15 protein-coding genes are annotated in these 16,637 nt (G+C 66.1%); 12 read left to right on the forward strand and 3 right to left on the reverse strand.

The window, feature by feature from the left end; all coding sequences use genetic code 11:
- Positions 1-1,800: nitrilase-related carbon-nitrogen hydrolase (locus ACWIVK_RS08910; RefSeq protein ID WP_448576296.1), on the forward strand; the 1,800-nt coding region annotated here is incomplete at its 5' end.
- Here ACWIVK_RS08910 and ACWIVK_RS08915 read toward each other — a convergent pair.
- The gene (locus ACWIVK_RS08915; protein WP_448576297.1) at positions 1,757-2,218 is read right to left on the reverse strand and encodes an arsenate reductase ArsC; all 462 of its coding nucleotides are present in this window, start codon (positions 2,216-2,218) and stop codon (positions 1,757-1,759) included. The genes ACWIVK_RS08910 and ACWIVK_RS08915 overlap by 44 nt on opposite strands.
- A gap of 131 nt (positions 2,219-2,349) precedes the next feature.
- Here ACWIVK_RS08915 and ACWIVK_RS08920 point away from each other — a divergent pair, with 131 nt between their 5' ends.
- The 9 genes from ACWIVK_RS08920 (at position 2,350) to ACWIVK_RS08960 (ending at position 11,569) form a co-directional block, all read left to right on the forward strand.
- Positions 2,350-2,730, forward strand: coding sequence for a nucleotidyltransferase domain-containing protein (locus ACWIVK_RS08920; protein ID WP_448576298.1), 381 nt, complete (start codon positions 2,350-2,352; stop codon positions 2,728-2,730).
- The gene (locus ACWIVK_RS08925; protein ID WP_448576299.1) at positions 2,678-3,085 is read left to right on the forward strand and encodes a HEPN domain-containing protein; all 408 of its coding nucleotides are present in this window, start codon (positions 2,678-2,680) and stop codon (positions 3,083-3,085) included. The genes ACWIVK_RS08920 and ACWIVK_RS08925 overlap by 53 nt, the downstream gene beginning before the upstream one ends.
- 434 nt (positions 3,086-3,519) lie before the next feature.
- Positions 3,520-4,494 (forward strand): 2-phospho-L-lactate transferase, encoded by a 975-nt coding sequence (gene cofD, locus ACWIVK_RS08930; protein ID WP_448576300.1) that lies wholly within the window; start codon positions 3,520-3,522, stop codon positions 4,492-4,494.
- The gene (cofC, locus tag ACWIVK_RS08935) at positions 4,494-5,096 is read left to right on the forward strand and encodes a 2-phospho-L-lactate guanylyltransferase (protein WP_448576301.1); all 603 of its coding nucleotides are present in this window, start codon (positions 4,494-4,496) and stop codon (positions 5,094-5,096) included. Before cofD ends, cofC begins: the two co-directional genes overlap by 1 nt.
- Positions 5,093-6,049, forward strand: coding sequence for a DMT family transporter (locus ACWIVK_RS08940; protein WP_448576302.1), 957 nt, complete (start codon positions 5,093-5,095; stop codon positions 6,047-6,049). Before cofC ends, ACWIVK_RS08940 begins: the two co-directional genes overlap by 4 nt.
- Before the next feature lie 6 nt (positions 6,050-6,055).
- A complete protein-coding gene (locus tag ACWIVK_RS08945; RefSeq protein ID WP_448576303.1) occupies positions 6,056-6,730 on the forward strand; it encodes a nitroreductase family protein in 675 nt (224 codons plus the stop codon).
- Between the two features lie 2 nt (positions 6,731-6,732).
- Positions 6,733-7,545 carry a thermonuclease family protein gene (locus tag ACWIVK_RS08950; RefSeq protein WP_448576304.1) on the forward strand — a complete coding sequence of 271 codons (813 nt, stop codon included), beginning with the start codon at positions 6,733-6,735 and terminating at the stop codon, positions 7,543-7,545.
- Between the two features lie 111 nt (positions 7,546-7,656).
- Complete coding sequence (locus ACWIVK_RS08955; RefSeq protein WP_448576305.1) at positions 7,657-9,426, forward strand: thiamine pyrophosphate-requiring protein; 1,770 nt, start codon at positions 7,657-7,659, stop codon at positions 9,424-9,426.
- A 265-nt stretch (positions 9,427-9,691) separates the two neighbouring features.
- Positions 9,692-11,569, forward strand: coding sequence for a GNAT family N-acetyltransferase (locus tag ACWIVK_RS08960; RefSeq protein WP_448576306.1), 1,878 nt, complete (start codon positions 9,692-9,694; stop codon positions 11,567-11,569).
- On the opposite strand, the gene ACWIVK_RS08965 is transcribed toward ACWIVK_RS08960, so the two are convergent.
- A complete protein-coding gene (locus ACWIVK_RS08965; protein WP_448576307.1) occupies positions 11,563-11,973 on the reverse strand; it encodes an ASCH domain-containing protein in 411 nt (136 codons plus the stop codon). The two genes, ACWIVK_RS08960 and ACWIVK_RS08965, sit on opposite strands and share 7 nt — an antisense overlap.
- Positions 11,974-12,280: 307 nt before the next feature.
- Between ACWIVK_RS08965 and ACWIVK_RS08970 the strand changes: the two genes are divergently transcribed.
- Positions 12,281-13,525: an MFS transporter gene (locus ACWIVK_RS08970; protein ID WP_448576308.1), complete on the forward strand. Its 1,245-nt coding sequence runs from the start codon at positions 12,281-12,283 to the stop codon at positions 13,523-13,525.
- Between the two features lie 212 nt (positions 13,526-13,737).
- Here ACWIVK_RS08970 and ACWIVK_RS08975 read toward each other — a convergent pair whose 3' ends face one another.
- A complete protein-coding gene (locus ACWIVK_RS08975; RefSeq protein WP_448576309.1) occupies positions 13,738-15,174 on the reverse strand; it encodes a CUAEP/CCAEP-tail radical SAM (seleno)protein in 1,437 nt (478 codons plus the stop codon).
- Positions 15,175-15,392: 218 nt separating this feature from the next.
- On the opposite strand from ACWIVK_RS08975, the gene ACWIVK_RS08980 reads away from it, so the two are divergent.
- The gene (locus ACWIVK_RS08980) at positions 15,393-16,604 is read left to right on the forward strand and encodes a pyridoxal phosphate-dependent aminotransferase (RefSeq protein ID WP_448576310.1); all 1,212 of its coding nucleotides are present in this window, start codon (positions 15,393-15,395) and stop codon (positions 16,602-16,604) included.
- Positions 16,605-16,637: the final 33 nt, after the last annotated feature.

Consider the following 16,637-nt stretch of genomic DNA (forward strand, 5'->3'; position numbering starts at 1 on the left):
CGCTACCGGGCAGCAGCGATCCAGTTCGAACCGGAACTGGGCGCCAAGGAGCAAAACGTGGAGCGCTTGCTGGCACTCTGCACCGCCGCTGCCCGCGCTGGTGCGCGTCTCCTCGTGACGCCGGAAATGGCCACCACAGGCTACTGTTGGTACGATCGTCGCGAGATCGCCCCCTTCGTCGAGCCGATCCCTGGCCCAACGACCGAACGCTTCGCCGCCCTCGCCCGCCGAGAGAAGTGCTTCATCGTCCTCGGCCTCCCGGAGGTCGATCCTCGTACCGGTATCTTCTACAACGCAGCAGCACTCATTGGACCTTCCGGCGTCCTCGGCGTCTACCGCAAGACGCACAGCTTCATCAGCGAACCGAAGTGGGCGAAAGATGGCGATCTCGGTTTTCCCGTCTTCTCGACCGAACTCGGCCGTCTCGGGATCCTCATTTGCATGGACGCCGACTACTTCGAGCCTGCACGACTCCTCGCCCTTCAGGACGCCGACGTCCTCTGTTTCCCGACCAACTGGCTCCTCGAGAAAGGTCCTGGCGCCGCGTGGATCGCTCGCGCCTTCGAGAACGGTTGCTACCTCGTCGCCGCCGATCGCTACGGCTGCGAGCGCGGCGTTCAGTTCTCCGGTGGATCGGCCATCATCGAGCCCGATGGCACGATCCAGGCACGACTCGACAGCGGCGACGGCTATCTGCTCGGCGAGATCGACCTGGATCGCGCGCGACACAAGCGCTTTCCTGGTAGTCTCGATCCCGAGAAACTGACGGCGCGCCGACCCGAGTTCTACGACACCTTGACGCTCAACGCCTACCTCTGGAATCCTCTCGAATTCCACGGGCTCTACGGTCATCGGCCGTTACCTCCCGGCCGCACCAGCGTGATCGCTGTTGCCCAGTTCTTGCCGAAACCCGGCGATCCGGCCGCCAACCTCGCGACCCTCGATCGCTCCTTGGCTGCGTTGCCCCGCGGCACCCGCCTTGCGGTCTTCCCGGAATACGCCCTGACGGGTGTTCCACACGATGCGAGCGAGGCCGCTGCCTTCGCGGTGTGCGAGACCGCCTCTCTCCTCCGCGCGCTCCGTCGCCTCGCCCACCGGCATCGAACCGCTCTCGTCGTCGGTTTCCTAGAAGCGCTGCCCGGCGGCTTCGCCTCCAGTGCCGCCCTGGTCACACCGAGCGGTCTCACCGTCACCTATCGAAAGGCGCACGTGATCGGTCCGGAACGGTCGTTCCTCCTGCCAGGCGACACGCCCCCACCAGTCATCGATCTGCCGCTTGGCCGGCTCGGTCTGCTCATCGGCAGCGATCTCTGTTTTCCCGAGATCGCGCGTGTCCTCGCACTCGCTGGCTGCGATCTCCTCGCCGTCCCCGCTGGACCAGGCATCCCCCCGGTGCAAGCGCTCGGCCCGACCAGTGTCCCGCTCCCGCCACCGGCCGTGACCAGTGACGACCCGACGCACTTCCATCTCGCGCGCGTGCGGGCGTGCGAAAACATGACCGTCGTGGCCTACGCCGCACTCCCGCGACCCGAGGGAACCGGCTGGTCAGGCCTCTTCGGCCCCGTTCCCGAATCGCGGGCCAGCGAGCGTCTCGTCGAACCGGACCAGGCCGACCTCACCTGGGGTCTCCTCGATACGCGCAACGCGGCCAGCCGCTACCCCACGAACCCGCTCCGCGCCAAGGACATGCTGCGGATGCGCCAGCCCTATTGGTATGCGCCCCTCCAGCTGCCGATCGCCACACCCGCCCAGGGCATCAGTACAACGGCACCGGCCCGCGACGCTGTTCGCGGAGCGTGACGCTGAGCCACAGACGCAGCCGTTGCGCGATCATGTCCCGCACGCGGCGGAAGAACTCCAACTGCTCCTCCTCGCTTCCTTGGACAGCAGAGGGATCGGGAAAGGACCAGTGGATCTGCTCCCCTCCGGGGAAAACCGGGCAGCGCTCTTTCGCCTGGTCACAGACGGTGATGACGAAGTCGAACGATCGACCGAGGAACTGATCGATCGGCTTGGATCGGAGACCCTCCGTCGGGATTCCCATTTCTTCCAGGACACGGATCGTCAGCGGATGCACCGCCGTCGGCTCGGTTCCCGCCGAGTACACCTCGAACGTCTCCCCGGTCATCCAGCGCAGGAGGGCCTCCGCCATCTGCGAGCGCGCGGCATTGTGCGTGCAGATGACGAGCACACGCTTCCGCAAGCGCTGTTCTCCCATGCCCCACACTCCCCGTCCAGCCTCGCGATCATCGGCGCCCATGATACGAGCCGTTCCCACGCTCGATATGACAGAATCGTGAACGACGCCCTCGGGCTCCAAAGGTATCCTGAGCGGCGAGGGATACGGAGATGTCGGCTGCCGAGACACACGTTGCGACTGACCCGATCGAAGCCTGGCTCACTGCAGCGGTCGAGCGGCTCGTCCGGGCGATCGATCCCGAGCGTATCCTCCTCTTCGGCTCCTTCGCGAAGGGACAAGCTGGTCGCCGCTCCGATATCGATCTGATCGTCGTCTGGAATACTGACCTTGGACCCCTCGATCGGATCGGCCTCGTTTTGGAACTCCTCGCGGATGCTCCCCGACCGGTCGATGTACTCGTCTATACTCCAACCGAGTTCGCCGAGCGTTCCGAACTCCCTTTCCTGCGCGGGATCCTACGAGAGGCTCGTCTCCTCTATGAGCGTCGAGAAACGCCAGCGCGAGGCACACCGATGGCTGCGCCAAGCTGAGGACGACCTCGAGGCTGCCCGCGCCTTGCTCGCAGCGGCCAAGTACGCCCAAGCCTGCTTCTTCGCGCAGCAAGCAGCCGAGAAGGCGCTGAAGGGCCTCTGGTATGCCCTCGATCTCGATCCGTGGGGTCACTCGGTCTACCGACTCATCATCGAACTCCCCGTCGAACAGCGAGCAGCGCTCGATCCCTGGCGTGCGACCGCGCTGGCCTTGGACAAACTCTATCTTCCCACGCGCTACCCCGACGCGCTCGGCGAACTCGTGCCAGCTGAAGCCTATACGCGCGAGGAGGCTGAGCAGGCTCTCGAGCAGGCCGCAGCACTCCTCGAGGCTGTCCGGTCCTCCCTTCCCTGAGTCGGGCTCCGCGAGCGTCACGGCTGCCCCACTCGGCCGACCACTTCGCTCTCTCCAGAGAGCGCGAACTGCTTCCCGATCCGGCTGACAGTCCTCATCTACTCACCGGCCACCGGCTCGCCGAGCCGGGCGCAGTATCCTGCCTGCTGGATCCGAAACGTCCTTATAGTGACCTGCGCTCAGCGTCATCGTGTCCTGGTCTCGCGCCCACGAGCACCACCCTATTCGGGCTTCTGCACCGTCCTCGAGTCGATGGGCCGCGGCGTCCGCCGTGGCGCACCGGTGCGAGCCCCACTCAGCACCATCAGGGAAGAGCGCCACCTGAGGAGGGAGCGTTGCCTCTGCGCCCACCCAGCCGGTAGCATCGCAGGGCGAGCCTGCGCCCGCGACACCCGGGGCGAGCGGGCAACCACGAGCGGGAGAGGAGCGTCCACGTGGAAACCGGTCCCAGCAATCCTGCCGCTTCCGTCGTCGTCCTCGCCGGTGGCGTCGGTGGCGCCAAGCTCGCGCACGGTTTCGCCCAACTCGATCTCGGCAGCCGCCTGACCGTCATCGTCAACACCGCTGACGATTTCGAGCTCTACGGTTTGACCATCTGCCCCGACCTCGACACTGTTCTCTACACGCTCGCCGGCATCGCCAACCCAGTGACCGGTTGGGGGATACTCGGCGACACGGCGAACACGCTGGCCATGCTCGGGCGATACGGCCGACCGACCTGGTTCTGGCTCGGGGACCGTGACCTCGCGACGCACATCCTGCGGACCGAACGGCTGCGACAGGGTGCCCGACTGACGGAGGTCGCTGCCGAACTCGCCGCTGCGCTCGGTGTCACTGCTCGCATTCTGCCGATGTCTGATCAGCCTGTCCGGACGATCGTCGAGACTCCCGACGGTCCTCTCCCGTTTCAGGACTATTTCGTCCGACGTCGCCAGCGAGACACGGTTCTCGCTGTCCGCTTCGCTGGCATCGAGCAGGCACGCCCGACCCCGGAGGTCGAACGAGCACTGGCCGATTCCTCCGCGATCGTCCTGGCTCCCTCCAATCCGATCGTCAGCATCGGCCCGATCCTCGCCTTGCCCGGTCTCCGGGCTCGGCTCGTCGATCACCCTGCTCCGATCGTTGCCGTCAGCCCCATCATCGCCGGACGAGCGCTCAAAGGACCGGCTGATCGGATGCTCGCCTCGCTGGGTCTCGAGGTCTCGCCGGTCGGTGTCGCACGTCTCTACCAGGATTTCCTCGACGGTCTGGTCATCGATGCCGCCGATGCCGCCTCAGCTCCAGCTATCGAGCGACTCGGCATCCGCCCACTCGTTACCGATGCCGTCATGTACGATGAGGCCGACCGAGCACGGCTCGCCCGCGAAACGCTCGCCTTTGCTCGTCAGCTGCGAAAGGGCCGCCATTGATGCAGGTCCTCGCCGTCGTTCCTGTCCAGCGCCTGGAACAGGCCAAATCGCGTCTCGCTCCCGCACTGGCACCAGCGGCGCGCCAAGCGCTCGTCCGCGAATTGGCCGAACGGACCATCCGGGTTCTCCGTTCCGTTTCCACCGTCTCAGCGATCGGTCTCCTGACGCCCGATCCATCGCTGGCTCACCTCGCCTCTCGGTGGGGAGTCCGCACCCTGCGCGACGCCGCTCGTGGCCTGAACGAGGCCGTGCGCCTCGCTCAAGCCGAAGCCTGTCGGCTGCATCTACCCGCTCTCCTGATCGTCCTGGGCGATCTGCCGTTGCTCGATCCTCACGCTATCCGGCACGCGCTCACCCTGCTCGAGTCACCAGGTGTCGTGCTCGCTCCCGATCGCCACGGCACCGGCACCAATCTTCTGGCGCTCGCGCCACCCGACGTCATCGCGCCAGCCTTCGGCCCGTTCAGTCGCTGGCGACATCGTCGCGCGGCTGCCAGCGCACGATGTACGATTCGTGAGCTGTGGAGCAGGGCGCTCGTCCTGGATCTCGACACGCCCGAGGATCTCGCGCTCGTCCACCGTATCCGAGAGGGGGAACGGTGACTACCCGAGAGCAGAATGTCACGCGATGGGGTATTTTCGTCGTGGCGCTCGGCGCCTCGCTCTGGGCAGTCGATGCACCGCTGCGCAAGCCATTGAGCGATCTCTTGCCTGCCACCTCGATCGTGCTCGCCGAGCATCTCTTCCTCGCCCTGTACGCCCTCCCGGTTCTCGTCTGGCAGCGCCGCGCGCTCGCCCAGCTCACGCCCCGTGGTTGGCTCGCCGTCCTCGCCATCGCCTGGGGAGCCTCTGGACTGGCGACCGTGCTCTTCACTGCCGCCTTCCGCGTGGGGAACCCCACGACCGTCATCCTGTTGCAGAAGGTTCAACCGCTCATCGCCGTCCTCCTGGCAGCGCTCCTGCTCCGCGAACGTCTCCCGCGCCTCTACTGGCCCTGCTTCGTCACGGCACTGATCGGAGCCTATCTCGTGTCCTTCGGTCGCTCCGCGCTGGAACCACTCTGGCTCCTTCCCCGAGAACGCGTCCTCGCTGCCGTCCTGGCCCTCGGCGCGGCCGCACTCTGGGGAAGCGGTACCGTTCTGGGGCGCTATGTGCTCGGCACGCTCGACTTCCCCACACTGGCAGCAGCTCGCTTCCTTCTCGCGCTCCCGTTTCTCGCTGGGCTCGCCGCCCTCGAGGGCACCTTTTCCCGCACGTTGACCGTCGGGCTTGCCCTCTACGCACCGCGCCTCTTCCTCATGGCGCTCGTTCCCGGCCTCCTCGCGATGTTGATCTACTACGCGGGACTCCGTCAGACCCGTGCCTCCTACGCGACGCTCGCGGAACTGGCCTTCCCAGCCTTGGCGATCGTCGTCAACTGGCTCACCTTGGGTGCGACGATCGATCTCGTCCAGTTCATCGGCTTCGTCCTCCTCTGGGGAGCGATCACGGCACTTTCCTGGCTTCCCGCTCCCTTCCCCGTCACAAAGCCGCGCCCAGCCTCTCCCGTGTCCTGAGGAGCCATGAGTCACCACGCTGTCCCGCCACCCCTCGTCCCGCTGCCTGACCCCACTCGGGTTCCTGGCTCGCGGCCACTCGATCTTCCTGAGCTCATTCGCGGTCGCCGCTCGGTCCGCCGCCTGCGGACCGATCCCGTCGCGCCGGAACTCGTCACCGCTGTCTTGGAAGCTGCTACCTGGGCCCCCTCGCCCCACGGCACGCAACCGTGGCGCTTCGTGGTACTTACCCAGCCCGAACGCAAACGCCAGCTCGCCGACGCTATGGCGACTGCCTGGCGACACCACTTGGCGATGGACGGCCAGGACGAGGAAACGATCGTCCGCCGGCTCGCCGGCTCCCAGCGGCGACTCTGCGAGGCACCAGTCCTCATCCTGGTCTGTCTCGATCCCAGCGACCTCGACCGGTATCCGGATCCGGAGCGCCAAGCAGCCGAGCGGATCATGGCGATCCAGAGCCTCGGGGCCGCAATCCAGAATCTTCTCCTCATGGCCTACCGACTCGGCCTCGATACCGGCTGGATGTGCGCACCGCTCTTCTGTCCCGCCGTCGTCCGGGAGATCCTCGACCTTCCGCCGGTGCTCGAGCCGCAGGCGCTCGTCACACTCGGGTATGCGGCAGCCGACCCGCAGCGGCGTCCCCGCCGCCCGCTCGACCAGTTGATCGTCCGTTGGGAATGACGATGCCTCGCTGGATCGTCCTGTTGACTCTCCTGCTCGTCGCCTGTCGCGCCGAGCCCTCGACTCCTCCGATCGCACCTCACGACCAACCGACCGGCGTGCTCACGCCAGTTGCTCCGCCTCGCCTTGCGGCGACGGCCACTGCGACCCCCGCCCGAGCTGCTCGAGTCCCCGCGACGGTCACGCCAGCGATCGCCGGCGAGACCGCGCAGGTCGTCACCGTGATCGACGGTGACACCCTCACCGTGCGGACCGCACGCGGTGAAGCGGTCGTCCGGCTCATCGGGATCGATGCCCCAGAACGTGGCAATGCAGCTGGACAGCCAGCCGAATGCTACTTCGAGGAAGCGACTGCCATGCTTCGGCTGCTCACCTCACCTGGAACCATCGTCATCCTCGAGCGCGACGTGAGCGAGACCGACCGCTACGGACGACTCCTTCGCTACGTTTGGGTCGAGCAGGGCGGACGCTGGCTGCTCGTGAACGAGGAACTCGTCCGGCGCGGTGCAGCCGTTGCCCGCCGGTATGCCCCTGATGTCCGCTATGCCGACCGTCTCGAGGCGGCCCAGCGTCAGGCCCAGCGCGAGCGACGTGGTCTCTGGGAGGCCTGCACGGCGCCGAGCCAGGCCCCCACTTCGCTGCCAGCCCCGAGCTCGCGCTCCGGCTGTGACCCCAGCTATCCCGATCTCTGTCTTCCCCCACCGCCACCCGACCTCGATTGCCGGGACATCCCGCAGCGTCGCTTCCGCGTCCTTCCACCTGACCCTCATCGACTGGACGCCGACGGCGACGGCATCGGCTGCGAGTCCGGCTGAAAAAGACAGACGACCGGATCGTTCCTGCATACGGAACGCCGATCCCGAGACGGCGACTCGGCAACGTACAATCGCCTCGCAACGAGAGCGAAACCATTCGGGAGGAAGCGCATGGCAGAAGAAGTCCGAGTCACCCCCTCCGCCGGGCCTCGCGAGCTGCGGGAAGTCGAGATCGCCGAAGCTTATGTCGAAGCGCTCCTCGCGCATGGTGTCTCGTACCTCTTCTTGAATCCCGGTACGGACACCTTTCCCATCCAAGAAGCAGTCGCCAAGCGCCGAGCCCTCGGGCAGCCGACCGTCGAGATCGTTCTCTGCCCGTTCGAACTCCCAGCCCTCGCTGCCGCTCATGGGTACGACGCGGTGTCCGGTCGTCCGCAGGCGGTCCTCGTCCATGTCGATGTCGGCACCCAGAATCTCGGTGCCATGGTGCACAATGCCCAACGTGGCCGAGCAGCTGTCTTCCTGAGCGCTGGGCGTGCTCCGTACACCACCGACCCCGCTGTGCGCGGAACCCGCGACACCTACGTCCACTGGCTGCAAGAACAGCTCGACCAACACAGCATCGTTCGCAACTACGTCAAGTGGGACTATGAACTCCGGCGACCCGACCAGATCGGGGAAGTCATCGCTCGAGCCTATCAGATCGCCGAGAGTGACCCACCAGGACCCGTCTACCTGACGCTACCCCGCGAAGTGCTCATGGAACGCGTCGACCACGTGCTGATCCCTGATCCACGCCGTTTCCCACCGGCACGGCTCGGTGCCGGCGACCCTGATCTGTTGCGCCGGGCAGCCGAACTGCTCGTCCGGGCGGAGCGCCCGCTGGTACTCGTCGCCGCCAGCGGACGGACCCGTGCCGGCTGGGACGGGCTGATCGAGCTGGCGGAACTCCTGGCACTGCCGGTGGTGGAATGGCGGACGCGCGCCAACTTCCCTGCCGACCATCCCCTGCATCTCGGTTACAACTACGGGCTCGAGCACGGCTTGAGCGAGGCCGATGTCGTTCTCGTTCTGGATCATGACGTTCCATACATTCCCACACGCACATCGCTCTCCGAGCAGGCGACCATCATCCAGATCGACCTCGATCCGGTGAAGGAGCGTATCCCGCTGTGGAGCTTCCCCGTCGATCTCCCCATCCGGGCCGATACCGGAGCAGCGCTCCCGCTGCTCGCCGCAGCTGCCCGCGATCTGCTCACCGAGTCCGATCGCCGTCGCATCGCAGAACGCCGCGACCGGCTGGCGGCACTCGCCGAGGCACGCCGCACGGCGTGGCGCCAGCAGGCTGTCACGCACGCCTCCACTCGCCCGATCGCACTCCAGTGGCTCGGCTACTGCTTGGAAGAGTTCCGGCGAGAAAATCCGGACACGCTCTTCATCGATGAGGCGATCACCAGTCAAGTTCCGCTGTTCTGTCAGATTCGGACGACCTCGTTCGGCAGTTGGTTCCAGAGTGGCGGATCCGGCCTCGGCTGGGGAATCGGCGCAGCCATCGGCGCCAAGCTCGCTGCTCCCGAGCGATTGGTCGTCGGCCTCATCGGGGACGGCTCCTTCCTCTTCGGCGTTCCCGAAGCTAGCCTGTGGATCGCCCAACGGGCGCAGGCACCCGTCCTGCTCGTCGTCCTGAACAACGCCTGCTACAACGCGACCAAGCTTCCGCTCACTGCTGCCTATCCGGAGGGCTACTCCGTCCGGACAGGCCAGTTCGTCGGCATCGACCTCATCCCGACCCCACGCTTCGACCTCCTGGCTCGCGCCGTCGATGCCTACGGCGAACGCGTCGAGGAACCTGACCAAATCCTGCCCGCCCTGCGCCGGGCTGCCGCTCGGGTCCGCGAGGGTCAGTCCGCCGTCCTCGACGTGATCCTAGCTCGGCCCTGATCGCGCCGCCGGCGTACTCGACAGCAGGCTGCAAGACCCGGTCCACACGCCACGAGACCGTTTTCGGTGAACGGTCAGCCAGGCAAGCTACTGCAGCCGGTTCTGCAGTAGGAGCGATCGACCGATCGTCTGGCTGTCTCCCAATGCGAGCGCCCGAGCCACCCGGGTCACCAGCACAGGTTTGCGCTCCCGCACGACAACGCCTCAGGTGTGCCGCATACTAGCCAGGCGAGGAGTCGACCCGAGAGAACGCGGAGGCTCGCTCTTGATCCCTACTGAGGTTGGCGTCGTCGCACCGATCGTCGAACGCTGGCGCTATCGCTGGTTCGGACGCCTCGCGGTCAGCGACGGCACTCACGACCTCGTCCTCCCCATGACGGGCAGCGTCGCCCAATGGTTCCAGCCTGACGAGCGCGTGCTCCTCACCCTCACCAGCGACGCCGCCGATCCTCCCGACTTCCAGGACTTCCAACTCTGGCGTCCAGTCGAGCATGGCCTCCTTCCGGTCTGGCCACTCTGGCAAGAGGAGACGAGATACGAGCGTCGCTCGCCGCTCACTGGTGCACCGCTCGCCACCTACCGTCTCCTCTTGCGCGAGGCAGCACGGGAATCCGATTTTCTCGCTATCGTGGAACTGGAGCAATCGCACTATGCGAGCGAGCATGAGAAAGTCGCCCGCTGGACCTGTCCGGAAGACGGGACGACACTCGATGCCAATACCCGCCCGCTCTGCCCCGCCTGTCACCGACCGATGCGCTTCAGCGAAATCCTCGGTTCCACACGGGCAAGCCGTTTTCTCGTCGCCGAACTCCTCGATCGCCAACCCTATGAGCCAGCAGTCGTCGGCTACGTACGCATCGATCCACCGTTACCGATCATGCACCGGCGCCTGCCCGACGGAACGCTCGTCCGGCATATCCGACGCCTCGTCTTCCCGGCCGATTGGTTGGAGCCGACTTACTGGCCAGAACGACACGTTCGCCTTCTGCGGGAGCACGAGCCCTACCGAGATCCTGATGAACTTTGGGCACTCGCCGAAGAGCAGGCACTCGCGGAATGCGATACCCAAGCGGCACGGATCGCCCGTGTGGTGATCCATCCAGATTATCGCGGTGAAGGGCTCGGGCATACTCTCGTGTCGACAGCGCTCCGTTGGATCAGCGAACGGCGCATCCCGGAGATGCGCCGCCCCAAGGTGCTCGTCGAGACAGTGGCCATGATGGCCCGCTACAATCCCTTCTTCGAGCGAGCCGGTTTTCGATATCTCTGGGACACTGCGTCGGGTCGCCCCGTTCTCTTTTTCGGACTCACCCCCGATGCACAGACACGGATCGAACAGTTCATCGCCAGCGATCCAGTCGCTCGCCAACACCGTGGGCAACTCTATCGACCAGCACTCCGCACTGCCGAACCACTCGCTGCCCCGATCCGGTTCCATCGCGTGCGCAAGGTGTATCGGCGGACGCTCGATCTCCGGCACCTCGCACCGGAACTCCAGAACGTTCTCCGTGCTTTCGGTGTCGAGCGTCGCGTCATCGAGACCGTCGTCCTGCGCCGGCTCGACTTGACCATCGAGCCTGGTGAATTGATCGTCTTGATAGGCGCCTCCGGCGCTGGCAAGACCACACTGCTCCGTCTGCTGTGGGGCGCCGCCAGCGGGAAACGCAGTCCGCGCTTGACCCCGGACGGCGGACGCATCGAACTCCCCGCCAACACGAACGCTGCCGCACTTCTGCCCGGCGAAGTCGAGCCGACATGGGGACGCGAACCACTGTTGCAGCGGATCGTCGCCGCAACCGGCGATGCAGTCGCCGCCATGGAACTCCTCAATGCGGTCGGTCTCAGCGACGCCGTGCTCTGGCGCGCACGTCCCAACGAACTCTCGACCGGTCAACGAGAGCGGGCTCGACTCGCTCTCTTGCTCGCCGAGAGTCCCAATCTGGTGTTGCTCGACGAGTTCGCCGCTCACCTCGATCCAGCGCTCGCCGGACGCGTCGCGCGCAAGGTCGGAACACTTCTCCGCCGCCTCGCGATCACCGCGGTCATCGCCACCCACCGGCCGGAAGTCGTCAGCGCCCTTCAACCCGACCGCCTCCTGATCGTCGGGTATGGCGGCGTGATCCAGGGCTCGTCTCCTCAGTGATCTCGACGACGCACTTGCCGCCGGACCACCCAGATCCGCGGACCGCCCGCCCGCTCCACCTCGTACGGCTCGGCGAACTCTTCTGCTTCTTCCAGTTCCCAGGCCCAGAGTGGGCGTTCCTGGGCATATTCCCGCAGGAACGCTTCCGGCGCCAGATGTCGCTCGATTTCCTCCAGGAGTTCCTCGACCGTGAACGGTCCCAGCACCCGCGTCAAGCGCACTGCACCGATCAACCCGCGCGGGCTCACGATCCCGATGCGCCCACGCACCCGCGTCGGGTAGCGCCGGATCTCCCACGTCTTCCGCCCCTGCACGATGTAGGATGCCCAGGGTTCGCGCACGACGAGCGAGCGTTCCGGTATCCGCTCTTCCCACTCGTCGCGTTCTTCCCGTTCTTTCGCCATTTCCCTCGACCTCTCGTTGGCGACTCGCGAGAACTAGTCTACTCCGCTGTCCGATGTGGTACCCCCCTTCGCCGTCACGCCTTCGCTCGCTGGTTCGACCTCGCGGTGTCGAATCGTTGCGCGCCAGATGCGAGCGACCTCGCAGTACCGTTCCGCCCGGTCGAATGACATCGCGGCTCGGTACGATTCCCTGCCCATCCTCCTGACACACCGGAGAGCACGCTTGCCCGAACATCCTCGATCGAGTAGCGTCCAACAGGAGTGCAGGGTCGTGATGCAGCCTTCCAGGCCCGAGCAGTCTACTCCGATGCGCGAGCTTCCGACGCGTGCCGTCTCGCCAGGACATGTCCTCGTCGCCAACTGGCTGGCCTACGCGACGTTCTACTTTCCCCGTCTCGCCTTCGCTGCGAGCAAGCTCGGCCTCCTCGCCGATCCTTCGCTCTCGCTCACCCGGAGCTTCCTCGGTATGGCCGATGCCTCGTTCCTGACGGTCTACGCAGCCGGCCAGTTCGTCTCCGGAACGCTCGCCGAGCGGATCGGTCCGCGTCGCCTCGTCGTGCTCGGCCTGTTCAGTGCCGGATTGGCCGCCAGTGCACTCGCGCTCGCGCCCGAGCCATGGTTTCTCCTCGCTGTCATCGTGCTGCAAGGAGCGGCGCAATCGACCGGCTGGGTGGCGGTGTGCAGCGACGTCGCCCGCTCGACCCCGGTCGAGCGCCGGGGCACGGTCTTCGGCCTCCTCAGCACCAGCTACGCTTTCGGAGCGCTCGCCGCACCAGTCTGCTTGGGCTGGATCGCCTATTCGCTCATCGGTCACTGGCGAGCCGCACCAGCCGCGAGCGCCCTGCTCGCCGTCGCTGTCGCCGCTCTCTACGGATGGTGGCTCGCGGCTCGGCAACTGCGTCCAACCCCGCCGGATCACCGGCACGACTCGGCGACTGCGAGTCCGCGCCGCCGAGTCGTTCGGCATTCGACCGTGTGGATACTCAGTCTCGCGGATTTTCTTCTCAAGCCAGTCATTTACGCCACCGTCTTTTGGACACCGGTCCTTGTGCGCGATGCCCTTCCCCAGCTCACGCCCACTGCCGCCACCGCTCTCGCTGGACTCCTGGGCCTCGCCGGGCTGATCGGACCGGTCGTTGCCGGGACGCTGTCCGACCGCTTCTTTGCGGCCCGCCGTCTGCTCCCGGCGTCCCTCGCGCTGTTCGGATGCGCTGTCACCCTCAGCCTTTTCCCGCTCGCCGCCAGCACCGGCCACTGGTGGCTCGTCGCGATCGACCTGCTCGCACTCGGCGCCACCCTCTACGCTGCCGAGTCGCTCGTCGTCGGGGTCGCCGCGGCCGAAGTTGGCGGCCGCGATGCAGCTGTGACCGTTGGTATCGTCAACGGTGTCGGTTCGGTCGGGGGCATCCTCGGTGGCCTCGTTCCTGGCCTCCTGATCGGTACTCCGCTGTTCCTCGCCCTCGCGGCCACGACGCTGGTGGCGTGGTTGCTGCTCCTCCCACTCGCCCGTCGGGAAAGGGTGCAATCGCCGGCGAGCTCCCAACTGCGCTGACATCCAGCACGGTGGGCAGGTCATGGCGAGAGTTCGCGGCACCCGATCCCCAGTCGCGCGGCACCGCGACACATGCCCCGGCAAAACGCTCCGAGGCAGCTCGGCGACGCCGTCGATGCCTTCCATGTGCGCGATCACCGACCTAACTGGAACCGGCCTACCGTTCTCTCCTGGCTCGCGACAGGACCCGACGGGTCCTCGAGCGGCTCCGCTCAACAGAACCACGACTCGGTGAGCCTCGGTGGCTCCGATCGCTTGGTCCGCCGCTTCGGCGGCGTACTCGGGGCTTTCCGACCGGCGGCCTCATAGGCTGCGGCCCGAACGACCGCGAAGGTCTCGTACGGATCCCAGCCTTCCCGCGTCGCCTGTTCCACGACTGCAGCGACGCGTCGCTGGAGCGCATCCATCCGCTGGTCCGGATGACGCCAAGTATAGGTGAAGTTCGCTTCGTCCAGCGGGCCCAGATACGGGAGCACGTCAGGCTGCTCGAGCAAGGTCGAGCCGGGAGGAATCAAGAGCCGGATCGAGAGATGGACCGGATCGACATGCTCGATCAACTCTTCGTCCTCGATGAACTGAAGGAGGTCGAGGTAGTCGTCGAGAGTCGTCCACGGGGTGAACGGAAGCAGCGACGGACGGAGCGCAATACCGGCTGCATCGCAGATCCGCAAGGCCTCGATCACGTCCGCTCGCGTGTGCCCCTTCCTGATCGCCCGCAAGGCGGGCTCGCTCAAAAGCTCCACCGCCGACACGACGAAGAGACAACCGAGTCGCCTGAACTCGGCCATCAGGTCTCGATGCCGGACGATGTGCTCGATCCGCGTGGTGAAGTCGAACGTGACATCGGGGAACTCCTCGTGCAGTGCTCGACAAATGCGCAAACTGTGCGTCGGCCCATTGAGGAAGTCCGGATCCCCGAACGTGATGTGCCGTGCGCCGTTCGCGACCTGCTGACGGATGTCCGCCAGCACCACCTGTCGGGGAATCGCGAAGAAGCGGCCCCGATAGATCGGGACCACCGGACAGTGCGCGCACGTATGGTGACAGCCGCGTGTCGTCTCGGTGTATCCGGCGGGCACCACCCGTTCTCCGGCCACGAGATGCGCGTAGTGCCGCAGCCCTGGCAGTGCATCGCGGGCGGGCACCGGGTACTCGAACCGTACCAGAGCCGGCCCCGCCGGTCGCTCGCGCGTGACCACACCCGGCACGTCGATGCTTCTCCCGCGTTCTAGGGCTTGGACCAGTCCGAGGAGCGGCAGCTCGATCTCACCACCGATCACGCTATCAGCGATGTGTCGCAAGAGATAATCGCGATTGAGCCAGGCATAGAGACCGTAATAGCAGAGATGCACCGTCGGAGCGATCGCGCGGATTCGCTGGCCGAGGGCGACCCCCAAGCGCAAGGCCGTATGCATCGGCACAGAGATCGCGATCGCACGCGCTCGCGCGATCGTCTCGTCGTCCAGCTGCTGGACCGCGGTATCCACGGCGACAGGCTGATATCCCGCTGCACGCAGCGCAGCCAGCGGGAGCGCGAGGCTCAGGGGCTGGTGACCGAGTTCGTAACAGGAAAGCAGCAGAATCGCGCCAGGCTGACGGAAGTCGGGTCGCCCACTCGGCGCGTTCACTCTCGTCTGGTCGACTGCCATGCTGACCTCCGCGACCCTGCGGTAAGCGTAGCATGGCGTCCACCTGCTCGCCGGTCCCTGCCTCGCGGATCCGGTAGCGCTGCGTCGATCGCCCAGAGCGATCCCAGCCAGAGCGGGCATCGAGGAACAGCAGCAGCGCACTCCCTCGGCCTGCCACTCGACCGAGTGCAGTGCTACACTCAGAGGCCGTTCGCGTCGTTTGGTGGGGGGGAGGCACGATGACCCGAGGTACCGTCGCACCGGAGATTTCGTCGCGTGTTCGCTCGATTCCGCCGTCGCCGATCCGCGGTCTGGCTCCGCTCGCCGAAGCCGCCAAAGCGCGCGGAATCCATGTCATCCACCTCAATATCGGTCAGCCCGATCTACCTCCTCCACCGGGAGTCGCTGCGGCGCTGGCTGCGGCTGCGACGCAACCGCTGGTCTACACGGCGTCGCGTGGTATTCCCCAACTGTTGGACGCCTGGGCGCGGTACTACGAGCGCATCGGCCTCGCTATCTCACCCGAGCAGGTAGTCGCTACTGGTGGTGCGAGCGAGGCATTGTCGCTCGCGGTTCTGGCCACCACCGACCCCGGTGACCGTATCCTGGTGCCGGAACCGTTCTACGCGCCCTACTACGGGATCCTCGCTGCTGCTGGTGTCGAACTGGTACCGATCCCGTCCCCCGAGCGATACGAGCCGGTCACTCCGCAGGCGATCCGGGAACGACTGGGACCACGCACCCGAGGAATCCTGCTTTGTAGCCCTGCCAACCCGACCGGTACAGTGTACGAGCGAGACCAGTTCACGGCCATCGCTGAATTGGCTCGCGAGCATGGGCTGTTTTTCTTCAGCGACGAGACGTATCGCGAGCTGGTCTTCCGCGGCTCACGCGCTCCGAGCGCCTTGGAAATACCAGGACTGGAGCAGCACGTCATCGTCATCGACAGTGTTTCCAAGCGCTTCAACGCCTGTGGTCTGCGCATCGGCGCGCTCATCAGTCGGAATCCGGATGTCATCGCGGCCGCGGTCTCGCTCGCCGAACTCCGTTTGTCTCTCCCTCTCCCTGCTCAACTCGCCGCTGCGGCTGCCCTCGAGGCCCCGGCCACCTACGTTGCCGAGGTCGTCACCACCTACCGACGCCGCCGCGATGCAGCGCTGGCCGCGCTGGCTCGGCTCCCTGGTGTCCACGTCGTGCCACCAGACGGCGCACTGTATCTCGTCGCCGAACTTCCAGTCGACGATGCAGCGCGCTTTGCCGCCTGGCTCCTGACCGATTTCACGCATCGTAGCGAGACGGTCATGCTCGCACCACTCAGCGGTTTCTTCGCGACACCGGGAGCAGGTCGGAACGCTGTTCGCCTCGCACTCGTTCAGCCAGAGCCCGTACTCGAGCGCGCCGCCGAACTGCTCGGCGAAGCATTGGCCCGTTATCCCGGCCGCGCGACCTGAATCCCGCGAGGCCACTCGACCAGTGAGCGGCGA

It is taken from the genome of Thermomicrobium sp. (assembly GCF_053493975.1).